Source organism: Candidatus Poribacteria bacterium (assembly GCA_021295715.1).
Classification (GTDB): domain Bacteria; phylum Poribacteria; class WGA-4E; order WGA-4E; family WGA-3G; genus WGA-3G.
Genome location: JAGWBV010000060.1, coordinates 19,705 through 21,082, shown reverse-complemented (window position 1 = coordinate 21,082; position 1,378 = coordinate 19,705). Strand labels below are relative to the sequence as shown.

General features: G+C 46.7%; 1 protein-coding gene. It reads right to left on the bottom strand.

Annotated elements, in window-relative coordinates:
• Positions 1-412 precede the first annotated feature (412 nt).
• Entirely contained in the window at positions 413-1,210 is a 798-nt protein-coding gene (locus J4G07_14990) for a thymidylate synthase (GenBank protein MCE2415297.1), read from the bottom strand.
• Between the last annotated feature and the right edge of the window lie 168 nt (positions 1,211-1,378).

Sequence of the window (1,378 nt, the reverse complement as noted above, 5' to 3'; positions counted from 1 at the left end):
TTTTCCCTGTAGGGGCAGTCCCTTGTGGCTGCCCACATCCATCATTTTAGGAGTGACACAGCACTAGTAGTCTGTCAACCTTGAAATGATAGGTAGAAGTATTCGTAGGGGCGGGGTTTCCCCGCCCGATATACCCATCATTTATGATGTGACAAAGCACTAGGTAGAGCGGTAAATACGCCGAAAAAATCACAGAATGTGGAAAGATATGTCGTTTTTCAAGACACTTTCTGTGTCAATACCGGTAGCGAAACCCAACTTGTACTTTTATCAAACTCACGTTACTATAAGTGGCAACTTGCGTTAGTCAGTAGAATTGGAAGAGACGCGGAAATATGCAACGAAGATCTCCGGTGTTTCGCCAACGCCACTTTCATCGGTACCTCCTCTGTAGCGTTATACCTCGAGAATCCTACACAATCATAGGTGCGTAAATAGCCCCGTGGTGTTGGTAGTCTACCAATTGAATGTGTTGCATCTTGAAAGCGTCAATCGACTTGATTTTCGGATTGAGTTCAAGTCGTGGGAGTGGGTAAGGTTCCCGCTTTAATTGGGTTTGGACGGCTTCAAGGTGTTCGTGATAGATGTGCGCATCGCCTAAGGTGTGGATGAATTCATGAGGTGTAAAGCCTGTTACCTGTGCGACCATGTGTAGCAGAAGCGAATAGGATGCGATATTAAACGGGACCCCTAAAAACATATCGCAACTCGGTTGATACATCTGCAGCGACAACTTACCGTCCGCTACGACGAACTGGAAACACATGTGGCAGGGTGTCAATGCCATTTCATCTAATTCCGCAGGGTTCCATGCCGTAACAATATGTTTGCGGCTATGCGGGTTTGTCTGAAGGTGTTCGATGACTCTATCTAACTGATCAATCGTGCCATTTTCTGTTTTCCATCGTCGCCATTGGACACCGTATATCCGTCCGAGGTAACCATCACGTCCCCATGCCTCAGCGTTTGCGTCCCAAATTGGGGTGCCAAGTTTTTGAAACTGCTCGACGTGATCGTAGCCGCGCAAGAAACCCAGAAGTTCTGCTTTTACCGACCGGAACGCGAGTTTTTTCGTGGTTACGGCAGGAAATCCATCTTCCATGTTGTAGCGCATTTGCATGCCGAAGAGTGCGCGAGTCACACCGTTTCTGCCCTCGCGGTCAATGCCGGCATCGAATACTTGTTGGAGTCCTTCAAGGTACTGTTTCATCTCTTTTTACGGATTGGAAACCCCTGAATTCATTCAGGGGAGGAAAAACCGCCCTCGTGTGTGAGGCCACAGCGTTTTTTTGAAAAAATACTTGACATTTTTAGCAAAATGTGGTTTAATATATGTATCACACTGGAAACCGACATTCATAGCGTTACCACTTGGTAA